General features: G+C 32.8%; 6 protein-coding genes. 2 read left to right on the top strand and 4 right to left on the bottom strand.

Annotation, left to right across the window (positions count from 1 at the left end; translation table 11 throughout):
* Positions 1-97: 97 nt before the first annotated feature.
* From NJT12_RS12410 to NJT12_RS12400, 3 genes are all read right to left on the bottom strand, one after another.
* Entirely contained in the window at positions 98-289 is a 192-nt protein-coding gene (locus NJT12_RS12410) for a hypothetical protein (protein WP_271336233.1), read from the bottom strand.
* Complete coding sequence (locus tag NJT12_RS12405; RefSeq protein ID WP_271336232.1) at positions 282-638, bottom strand: hypothetical protein; 357 nt, start codon at positions 636-638, stop codon at positions 282-284. The genes NJT12_RS12410 and NJT12_RS12405 overlap by 8 nt, the downstream gene beginning before the upstream one ends.
* Before the next feature lie 115 nt (positions 639-753).
* Complete coding sequence (locus NJT12_RS12400; protein ID WP_271336231.1) at positions 754-4,335, bottom strand: hypothetical protein; 3,582 nt, start codon at positions 4,333-4,335, stop codon at positions 754-756.
* Between the two features lie 512 nt (positions 4,336-4,847).
* On the opposite strand from NJT12_RS12400, the gene NJT12_RS12395 reads away from it, so the two are divergent.
* Both NJT12_RS12395 and NJT12_RS12390 read left to right on the top strand, forming a co-directional pair.
* Entirely contained in the window at positions 4,848-7,922 is a 3,075-nt protein-coding gene (locus NJT12_RS12395; protein ID WP_271336230.1) for a hypothetical protein, read from the top strand.
* 30 nt (positions 7,923-7,952) lie between these two features.
* On the top strand, positions 7,953-8,960 hold the full coding sequence (locus NJT12_RS12390; RefSeq protein ID WP_271336229.1) for a toxin-antitoxin system YwqK family antitoxin: 1,008 nt from the start codon (positions 7,953-7,955) through the stop codon (positions 8,958-8,960).
* Positions 8,961-9,156: 196 nt separating this feature from the next.
* On the opposite strand, the gene NJT12_RS12385 is transcribed toward NJT12_RS12390, so the two are convergent.
* Positions 9,157-10,143, bottom strand: a complete 987-nt coding sequence (locus tag NJT12_RS12385; protein ID WP_271336228.1) for a glycoside hydrolase family 43 protein — start codon at positions 10,141-10,143, stop codon at positions 9,157-9,159.
* Between the last annotated feature and the right edge of the window lie 408 nt (positions 10,144-10,551).

The following is a 10,551-nucleotide window of genomic DNA, read 5'->3' as shown; positions in this document are numbered from 1 at the left end:
TTATTTTTTCTTCTTATCCTGGATGTTTCAGTTTAAAATAAAGGCAAAGGGTTATTGCTGATTGTACGGCATTTTTTATTCCTTCCCTTGGAGTTTTCTACCTTTCTTCTGTCGAAAATAAAGAAGTAATGCTTGGTAATGCTGCCGACAAAATTAAACCGATTAATTTGATTCTGTTGATAGTTACCAATGATAATCCTGCATCTTGCAAAAGATCGAATTTAGTGTCAACTAAGCCTGTCAAAACAATTAAAAGGCTTACGATTACTGTAATTTTTGGTTTATTCATATGATATTAATTTGAGGTTGTTTTTTTGTTGTAAGTATTCAGTCGGAGCTGAATTTAAAAGTTCAATATTTTCTCTAGTTTTACGGTGAGTTTTCTCTATTCGCTTCGCAATTAGGTTTAATGAATAATCAAAACTTAATCCCATAATTACTGCACTTACATAAGTAGGTACTACACCCCAAGCATCTGCTCCTATTCTGATAGATAAGAACACAAATACTAAAGATTCTATCCATTTCTTTAAATTATCTTGCAGTAAGAATCTCCAGCTGAATTTGATAGGAGTACTATCTGATAATTTATCTCTTTTTGGAGCTTGTATTCTTAAACTAAGAATAATACCAAACATGACAAAGATGAAGATGTTATGTAAAAGTCTGCTGTAAAATCTCCTAGTAGATTTACTACTACTTGCTTTAATGTGTTCATTGTTTATATTTATTTAATCATTATTATTATTATTATTATTTTTCAACCCACGTAGACCAAGTACCCCATCTAGCCCTTGAATACATTTTATTTGTTTGATAGTCAGTAAGAAGCATTGATCCGCTACCTGAATCTGATTTTGTAATAATTACAGACGAAGCGTTAGTTCCTGACGGAGTATTTAAAGTCGATGAGCCAAAACTTACGGAAAGTGTTTTTGTAGAATTGTCAGGCATCCCAGAGAATATAGTATCTAAATCATCTCCAGATATAGTAGCAGATACGATACCTGTTGTGGAAATAGTTCCTGTAAACTGAGCATTGCCGTTTGACCTAATTGAAAAAGGTGTATTATTGCTATTAAGGCTAAATAAAAAATCTCCGCCATTCGTTTGTGTAATCTCTGCTCCATCCCCTAAGTTATAGCCACCTTTAAATTTCAACAACCCACTTCTTGCGTTATCATTGTCTCCTATTGTTAAAGTCTTATATCCTGAGTAATTTGTAGGATTAAAATTTCCGATACTTACATTTCCATTTCCGTCAACTGTCATTCTTTTTACTCCGTTCGTCCATATTCCAAAAGGATTATTTCCGTAGACGTATGCGTTTAAATCAGTATCAGAAACACCACCTGATACAACTTTTAAGGAATTGCCTATTGCTCCAAAAGGTGTCGATGATTTTTGAAATGTTAATTTACCACCAGAAGAAGGATTTATGTAAAAGTCACCATTTATAAAACCTGACCCGGCTACCTCAGAAAAAGTGCTATTACCTAAAACTCCGGCCACTGTAAATTTCGGAATAGAGTTCGGGTTTCCCATTCCTGTAATTGGGTCAACTGGCAAATCGGAAACCATCGCCAAAACTCCATTTTTATTAGGGAATTGTACTTTTTTTGCTGTAGTTCCTATTAATGATGTATCTAACATTAAACCTAAACCTCCTCCACCCGTTCCTCCTGTAGACCCCACAAGCTGTAAATATCCACCCCTATTATTTAAAAATGGCGTAGAACTACCTGTATAGGATGAAGGACTTGCGAAGTCTATTCCCGAAGTATTACTGGATATGCCAAGTATGTTAGTAAATGTTTTTGATCCGTTTATTGATTCAGCTAAACCTCCAGTTTTGTGAACCGCTGTAGGCGTTGTAGGATTATCTGCTGTACCTCCTAAATCTCCGGTAAGTTTCACAATACCTTTCACCGCAGTAGTTGCATCTAGAGTGGCTCCTCCTACAGCGATATTACCAACTCCTATAATAGATTGTCCATTGATAGTTTTGAAATCATCTGTAGTAGCTAAGGTTTTTGTTTCTCCATCAAGCATTAAAGGCATTACTACTGACGACAAACCGCTTGATTCTGTATTTTGAATCAAAGTACAATCTACTCCTCCATCAGCATACTCAAAAAAGTTAAGACCTGTTTTCTTTAACCTTAGCCCTTTTGATTGATCTCCATATAATGAACTTATACCAAAATTATTTAAAGTCATAAAAAAATCTTTATCCTCACTAAACAGATGAATAGACTGTGGACTTACAAAAACATTATTATTTACAGATATGTTTTGATCTTTAATAACAAAACTTTTTCCAATTGCTTCGTCTCCAGCAGCCAAAACTTGATCTAATGTTTGTGATCCACCACCTGTAGGAATCGTTACATCACCATACTTATCTGCAACTTGTCCATTAATCCTTAGAGGAAGTGTGTATTCTCCATCTTCAGATGGAGCAGGAAAATTTAAAGTTGAAATACTTGTAGGGGGATTAAATTTTATTTTAGTAATACCAGCTGATAGACTCTCTGATAATATAATTTTGTTTTTGGATATCCCCACATAAGCTATATCTCCATTATTAGAGGATTGTTGTATAGATGGAAGATCTGGATTTATGATTAAAGTTGAATGATAAGTACCATCTGATGATCCTATACCAAAAGAAGTAGGAGCTCCTTCATTAAACATTGCTACGTATTGCTTACTATCATTAAATACGGCGAGTGATCCATTGTCTATGGTTTGTTGTAAATCTTGACTCCCCTCACTCAAAATAATATCTCCTTCTCCTACAATAGATTCTCCATTAATTGTTTTAAAATCTTCTGTTGTAGCCAAGGTTTTTACATCCCCATCTGAAGTCAGAGGCAGTTTAATAGTAGACGTTCCGGCACTATCCTCATTTAATACAATGCCTTGCTTAACCGGATTTCCGGATAGATTTTTATTTAAAGATAGTTCATCAGCTGATATATTTGCGAAAGTAGTTTCTTCATCTTTACTTACTGAAACTCCCAGTTTATTGATATCTGTAATCAGGAAACCTGTTTCTGTTTTTTCAGATATGTTAAGACCTCCTTCATGTACAGTGGTTTGTGATTCTCCCTCCTCTGATAGTAAATTTATACTTGCATTTGTAGCATTTCTGTCTTTGTCTAATACTTCTTGCAGGGTAGGAATATTTCCGTCACCTCCACTGATAAGGATATCACCTGAACCTACAATAGATTCTCCATTAATAGTTTTAAAATCTTCTGTAGTAGCTATCGTGTATGTTTTACCTTCCTCTGATTTTGCCGGAAATCTTAATTGAGTATTAGCAACGGGATCAGATATATCGACAATAGTCTGATTATCAGATTTATATCTGGTCAATATAACATTGCCTTCTGAAAGCGTTATATTTCCTATGTCATTAGAATCTAATACAGTATGGTCAAATGATAATTGATTTTTTAACTGATAGATACCTGTTTTTTCGGTTTCATCAGAAACGATAATCTCGTTATATTTCGAAGTACCGTAATCACCCATTAGGGTTGCTTTACTTTGGCCATAAGAAGCAGTAGGATCTGCATCTAAAACGGATTTTAGACCTTGAGGTTCAATGTTTAAATTGCCTTTTCCAATAATAGATTCTCCGTTGATTGTTTTAAAATCGTCTGTAGCAGTTAATGTAATTTCTGCACCTTCAGTTGCAGGTAAATTTACTGTGCTAACGCCTGTAGAAGATGTATTAATTCGTAAATAGGATTCAGCAGTGTCTCTGTTAAAAAATATACCTTGAGGATTTAGTGAAACATGCTGACTATCATCTCGTGTAACAACACCGGCAGAATCAATAGCTACTAACATATCTGAATTACTATCTGTTAAACGTATAGATCTCGAATCTATGCTTGTTTTTAACCAATTATAATAGTCATCGTTAAACATTATGCCGTTTGTGGTTTCATTACCATTGGCTAAAGTGGTTTGTAAATCCTGGGATCCGCCTGCTTCAATAATTATATCTCCATCACCTGTCAATGGCTCTCCATTGATCGTTTTAAATTCAGGTTTGTTAAGTAATTGACTAAAACCGAACTCACTATTCCAATCCGTATTTACTTGTGGTGCGTGAGCATTTTTATCAGCAAGGTGATGATCTAGAACAGTTTTGTCAGCTTTGGATAAGAGTAATTCGTCTAGTCCCTCAACCTCTTTTACAGGGATTTTGTCAAATTTATGTCGGAACGAATCCCAGGTATCCCAGAATTGAGCTTGTGTTGGTTTTAAACCCGTTTTGAACCATTGTTTTATGGTATTTAATGTTTGTAAAGCCATATTTTTTTCTTTTAAAATGATGTAATTATTTGATTTTGATAAATTGAACCTTCTTAAGTATGGAGACGAATAATAGATATTTTGGTTTTGTTAACCCGTCAATCTAGGGTAGGATTAAATTCCCTGTCTCAAATCTTTTTTCTAAATGTGTGATTAAGAAAAGTCGTGAATTATTCTTGTCTGGGATTTTGGGCATTTTTGCCATGCCTGTTGATAATACATAATCCATAATGGCTGCTGTTTTAGGGTGATTAATATATAGTGTGCTGATTATTTTTTTTGGAAAAGAAGCAAAGTCTTTTCGAGTTATTTTTCGATAAAAACAACATCAGTATTTGTTTTTTGAGGGTGTAAAAGTAGGACAGAAGAATACAAAATAAACTAAAAAAAGTCTGGTGAATTCGGTAGTTTCAGTAAAACGATAACTTGCTGAAACTACTGAATACACGTGTCTTGAAATTTAAAAATCGCAAACATTGATACTATTTTTACACCCAGAAAAACACCAAGCGATGAGTAAAAATGCAATCCATAATTTCAATCTTTCCATACAAAATAGTGCTGATATAAAAAGCTCAGAAGATTTAACCAAAACCATCATAAAAGAACTGGCCAAAGTTTCGAAAGAAATGAGCCAGCAAAAAGATATAGTACAGGAATGGCAGGAGCAAAAAAAACAAAATGCTGCTGCTGTTGCCAACAATTCTATTTCCTCTACCGAAGGAGGCGCCACCGATACCACTGCTGAAATCAAAGAAACAGCACTGTCGATTGGCAATACTCCTTTGGTTACCGGGGAAACAATGTCAAATCTGAGTGTTTCATCGGGTATTATTCCTTCGGCAACAACATCCATTTCAAACGCTCTAATCGGAGGAGGCGTTACTGATGATACCACTGACAGAACAACAAAGAGTTCTGCCGTTTCAGACAACACTAATTCTCCGACATCAGGGTCAGAAAATAATACGCTCAATTTTAGCACCGGAATAACGACGCAAACTTATGCAAGTGTTGCCGCGCAAGAGATGTTAACAGTTCCTCAGACACTTCAGACAAATAACAACGAGCCAAAAACAGAAGTCGTTAAAACGGAAATAAAAAAGAGATTAGAGGCTGCGATCGTAGCAAATAATACTGTCGAAACAGCGTATTGGAAAAACATTTCTAAAGCTTTTGATGAAGGAGCGACTGCCAAAAATTTTGTTGGTAAAAAAGATCACGATCGTTTTGGAAAAATGTATTTTGATTTGCAAAAGTGGCGTCTCGCGACAATTGATGAGATTACAATTAATAACATAAATTGGGGAGATGCAAGTGAGTTGATGGTTTTGAAGTTATTGCAATTATCTGATGATGTAAAAAATAAAAATTTGAAAGGATATAACAAAAGAATGATCAAAGAAATAAGAAATCCTGATGTAAATATTCAAAAATTATTTTCAGAACACGATGAGTTATTTTTATTATTAAAGTCAGTCTTTCCTAATTTACCAGATAGGATAACAATTCAAACCAGTAAAAAAATATATCTAAACTTGAGTCCTCAGAAAATGTATCCTGACATTGGAGTAGAGCAGATGTATTTTGTTTGGTCAGGAAGTTTATTAGATAATATAGAGGTTAAATATGGTAAAGGCGAAATAGTTATAGATAAAAAAGGTAAATATCCTGCTTTAAAAGAAGGGCAATGGTATGATTTTGACAGAATCAATAATCCAACCAAAGAAGGGTCTACTTTCTGGAAAGCTTCATTGTATAATACTATAAACGAGCAGCATTATTTCTACAACACGATTGGACAGCGTCACGCTTATTATCAATTCGTAGATACTTATCTAAAGACGAGAGGTATAATATCTGAATGGTTTGATGCTGCGGCCAGAGTAACGGTAGGTTCAATAAAAGAAGCGATAGATGGCGAAATTGCACTAGGATCCGCTGAAATGATTAACCTTTGGTATTTGTCTGATAACACAGATGAGTTCTTAAAAGAGGGAAACAAGTATTTGTTTTCTGATAATATGAATAATGTAAAACTACTTTTAGAGGGCAAAGGAAAATTAAGTGGTGAATTTGTGGATGCCTTAGGAAATAAACAAAGCTTTAAAAATTTATCTAAACAAGAGTTAGATTTAAAATTGGTAGAATTTGAACAGTCTCTCGTTCAGGATTATATAAATTCTTCTTTCAAGGATTTAAATAATAGTTTACTAAAAAAAGCATTAGAAGAAGGATCATCTAGTGGAAATAAAGAATTTGATAGTATTATTAAAGAGATCAATGAGAATTTTACCCATTGGATGGCTCCCGATATTATGCAAGATATTATGGAAAATCATTTTACAAAAGATGGTAAAGTAATTTTCAATTTTGCAAAATATGAGGATAGGGTAAAACTGGGACAGGTAATGGTAAAAGAATTGTATTATTTAAGATTGAGTGATACTTTTAAAGTTAATACTATTGACAAAATACTTGAAAATCCTAAACAAAGCAACATCAGGACAAGCGATCATTTTATAATTGATCAAAAAAATGCAGTAAAAGAAAAACCAAAATATTTAAAAGAATATAAATTATTAGAGCGATTAGAGCGAATAAATAAAAATTTTGACAATATTTCCTCTGGCTTAGATGAGGTTGCTAAAGTTAGAGATGATGTACAAAATGCTACTGTTGAAGAAATTAAAAATTCATTAGCTAATATTAAAAAAGAAATCAAGAATTCGTTAACAAATATTGGTAATGAAGTTTCAAATTCAGCATTAGCTATCGAGAAAATAATTTATGATGATTTGAAAGAACTCTACGCTGAGATTAAAAAAGAATTTAAAGCAACAAGAATAACGGGGTTTGACAATAAAGAATATGCTAATTTAATTGAACAATTATATGCTGATATGAGTGAAATTAATGAGATAAGTGAAAAATTAAGAGTAAAGATACCAAAAGAATTAGAGAAAATAGTAAATACCCTCACAGAAGAAGTAAAAAAACTGCCTGACGAAATAGCGGTAAATGCATTAGTTAAAACGGCAAAACGTATCTATCCAGGAGTGGAGAAACTGGGAGAACAGGAAAAGAAAATATTATTTAAAAAAAGTTATGAAGCAACAGTTGCTATTTTAATTTATGAATTTGCAACAGGTAAAGGACTTGAAACTCGCAGTTTTGATTATTATGAACATAAATTTGCACAAGCTCTCTTAAAAGGCCGAATGATTGATGAAATCATGGAGGAAACTTTAAAATTATTAAGACAAACTAATTATGATTTTGTAAGTAAGCCTGATAGTAAAGATTTAAAACTTGATTTAGAACTTAGTCCAACTTCAATTTATGATATTGAAAGTTTTGACAAACATTTAGATTCTAATCTGGCCCAAATATTTATAGGTGGTGCTTTTGCATTAGTACGTGTGAAAAATAAAAAATTAGAAGGATATATTTATAATAAAACATCAAGAGAATCATTAATGATTCATTTGAATGTTGGAAATAGAAATAGAAAAAATGATGGAGAGAAAGAGAAACAATTATCAACTATAGTACAAAGAATTTATTTCACTTTTAAATTACCATAAAAATAGTAAATTGCAGGAAATTTAAACCAAATGAGATTAAAAATCACTGCATTATTTTTCGTAATTATCAGCGGATTAACCTCCTGCCAGAAAGAAGTTTTAGGAAAATACTATAACATCGAAGACGAAAAGGCTCTGCATTATATCGATTTTAAAGAAGACGGTACTTTTTTTCATTATTACAAAAAAGGTTCGATTAAACGTAGTCATTCTGGTAAATGGACTCAGGAAAATAACAAAATAAATATTCTCAATTGGGAAGAATATAGTTCTGAGTATTTAGAAATTATATCAGGAATGGGTAAAGCAGAATTTGGGATTACTCTTGGCAATCAAATTTTTTGGATAAGAGGTTATTTTCTAAATAATACTCCTGATGGAAGTAGCCCAGGAAGTTACATAAAAGAAGAAGATGTATCGGAGGTAAGAATAAGAAGGAAGAAAAGAGAAGAGGATAGGGAAGCTTATTTAAAAAATAAAGATACTTTTTATTATCCTCACACAAAAAATATTAGAGCTATTGGGATAGAAGAAAGTGATTCTGAAGGTAAGGCTAAAAATTATGATTGGAAACATTTTTATATCACTGGAGAATTAGAGTCAGAAGGAGGGTATTCATCAGACAGGAAAAAAGGGCTTTGGAAATATTATTATAAGAATGGTCAACTGAAAGAATTAGGAGCATTTCAGGATAGTTTGAAAGTTGGCACTTGGGATTATTTTTATGATAACGGAAAATTAAAAGAAAGTGGGGTTTATATCTACGTAAAAAAAGGTAGTATTGATAAAATTTCTGAAAACTCAAGTTCAAAATATTATTTAACAAAAAAGCGAGGGCCATGGAAGTATTACGATACTGATGGCAAACTTATACGAACTAAGGAATTTCTCTCAAGAGGAAAGGCTTATGACAGTTTATATCTTTCCTGGAGTGATCATAAGGATAAAGCGAGTGTTGTTTCTCAACGAGAAGAACGTATTAAAGAAGATGAAAAAGATTATAGTGACTACAAAGCTTCGCTAACTAATAAAAAATAATGTAAAAAGATCCATTTGTACTCCAAATGGATCTTTTGATTTCATGTAATTTATACCAAATGAAATCAAAAATAGTACTATTATATGTCTGGTAATTACTTCTTGTAATTTGAAAAATGATAGCGCAGCAAAAAACAAGAACGTAAAAGATATTATTAAAAATAGAGATCTTAAAGAGTAATTTAAAATACAAATTTCACTCCTTCTTCAAATCAGCAATTTCCCCGGCACTAACTTTTATCACCGTGCCATGGCGAGTTCCGGCAGGAAAACTAACTTGTTCCGAAATGTCTTCCCAGCCATTAGCCGTTTCTTTTACTGCACCATATTTCTTCATGGTGTATTTATCAAAATAGACAATCCAATTGTTGTCAATTTCGAGTGCTGTTGGGCCTTCTGCCCAATAATTTCCCGTGATGGGTTTGCTGGCTTTGCTATACGGACCTGTTAGTTTTTTGCTGAATGCAGTCTTTAAATTTTTCTGAACAGGATTACGCGTTTCATCTTTTAGATACATAACATACCCCTCATCTTGCTTTACAATCGAAGCGTCTATGACATTAAAACCAGGTTCATAAAGTAATTTTGTTTTGGCAAATTTTTTAAAATCTTTTGTAGTGGTGTAATAAATCCTATGGTTATACCCTTTTTCATCATCTGATTTGGTTTCAGGAAATTTTCCGTCAATTGTCGACGCCCAATAAATCATATAGGTTTTCGATTTATCATCATAGGTAATTTCCGGAGCCCAGGTATTTCGTGCTTTTTCTTCGTGAGCCATCACCGGAATAAATTCCTGTTTCGACCAATGAATCAAATCTTGAGACGAGGCATAACCAATTCCTTTATCCGTCCAGCTCACCGTCCAGACCATATGATATAAACCGTCGCCGCCTTTTATAATACAGGGATCCCTCATAAGTTTGTCTTTTCCTACTTCGGGAGTTAGAAAAGAAGTATCGTTTTTTAAAGCATTCCATTTATAGCCATCTTCGCTGTAGGCAAAATGCAATCCATCTTCACCGTTTCCTTTAAAATAAGAAAATAGATAGCCATCCGGATAAATACTAACCAATGTTTCGTTTGGTATTTCCCTTTTTTGTGGAAAAGCAAGAATGCTCATTAAAAAAAATAGTATAAGAAATACGGTTTTTAGCAGTCTCAAATAATTTAATTTATTCATAAAGTTCTATTTCAATAATCCGTAATTGCCCAATTGTATTACTCGTATTTTATCTGGTGTAAGCCCGGTTCTTTTGTTGAAATGCAACTATAAAAAACCGACCATTTTAATAAAGTAAAAATATTATATCAGATTGCTATCCTGTAGCATCCTGTTTGGTTCAAAAATAGATCAGTAAGGAATTTAGTTGTTTTGTTTTTAATTCGTTATTTTTTGTGAAAATTAATATTAATAGTTTAGTAGTAAGTAAATAAAGTTTTTAATATGATATTTTTATGATTGAGTAATCATCTATTGGTTGTAAATCAGTTGGTTAAAGAATTTTTTGGTTAAAAAACAGCTGACAAAAATTTGTAAAACTCTGTATGTTAGAATTTTACTGATGATTTCACAGGATACTACAGGACG

The sequence above is a fragment of the Flavobacterium azizsancarii genome (assembly GCF_027980145.1).
GTDB classification, from domain to species: Bacteria; Bacteroidota; Bacteroidia; order Flavobacteriales; family Flavobacteriaceae; genus Flavobacterium; species Flavobacterium azizsancarii.
The sequence above is the reverse complement of the archived record's forward strand: the minus strand, read 5'-3'. Positions and strand labels throughout refer to the sequence as shown.

What these genes read in the sequence shown, in the direction of transcription:
- NJT12_RS12410 (WP_271336233.1), bottom strand. Translation starts at nt 289, where the DNA reads ATGAATAAACCAAAAATTACAGTAATCGTAAGCCTTTTAATTGTTTTG.
- NJT12_RS12405 (WP_271336232.1), bottom strand. Translation starts at nt 638, where the DNA reads ATGTTTGGTATTATTCTTAGTTTAAGAATACAAGCTCCAAAAAGAGAT.
- NJT12_RS12400 (WP_271336231.1), bottom strand. Translation starts at nt 4,335, where the DNA reads ATGGCTTTACAAACATTAAATACCATAAAACAATGGTTCAAAACGGGT.
- NJT12_RS12395 (WP_271336230.1), top strand. Translation starts at nt 4,848, where the DNA reads ATGAGTAAAAATGCAATCCATAATTTCAATCTTTCCATACAAAATAGT.
- NJT12_RS12390 (WP_271336229.1), top strand. Translation starts at nt 7,953, where the DNA reads ATGAGATTAAAAATCACTGCATTATTTTTCGTAATTATCAGCGGATTA.
- NJT12_RS12385 (WP_271336228.1), bottom strand. Translation starts at nt 10,143, where the DNA reads ATGAATAAATTAAATTATTTGAGACTGCTAAAAACCGTATTTCTTATA.